Source organism: Haloferax sp. KTX1 (assembly GCF_902410085.1).
Classification (GTDB): domain Archaea; phylum Halobacteriota; class Halobacteria; order Halobacteriales; family Haloferacaceae; genus Haloferax; species Haloferax massiliensis.
Genome location: NZ_CABPRH010000212.1, coordinates 1 through 439, shown reverse-complemented (window position 1 = coordinate 439; position 439 = coordinate 1). Strand labels below are relative to the sequence as shown.

The window sequence follows — 439 nt, the reverse complement described above, 5'->3', positions numbered from 1 at the left end:
TTCCGAGGCCTATGAGGCTGCCATTCGGGAACAGGAAGCGGAAGGGAATCGATAATGCGTTTAGGATTGGTTCTGGGGACGGTGCTGATGCTGGGTGGGTGTGCCTTTTTCCACCCGGTGGCGGATGTGCATGTGACGGCCGGTGAATCGGTTAATCCGGATTCCGGGGATCGAGCCTCGCCGGTACTGCTTCGTGTGTATGAACTCCGGAGCCGGGATACTTTCCGGGATGCGGGGTTTGATGCCCTGCACGATGATCCGGAGGCTGCACTCGGCGAGGATCTGGTGGCGATGGAAGAAACCATGCTGCGCCCGGGCGGGAGCTGGCACGCCGAGCGGGCACTGCAGGACGGAACTCGATACCTGGGAGTAACCGCTGCCTTCCGCAACATCGATGATGCCCGCTGGCGCGTGATCCGGCCGACGGACGGGATCTTCT

General features: G+C 61.7%; 1 protein-coding gene. It reads left to right on the top strand.

The window, feature by feature from the left end; all coding sequences use genetic code 11:
- Nucleotides 1–54 precede the first annotated feature (54 nt).
- On the top strand, nt 55–439 hold a 385-nt coding region (gene tssJ, locus FY251_RS21500), incomplete at its 3' end, for a type VI secretion system lipoprotein TssJ (protein ID WP_148416944.1).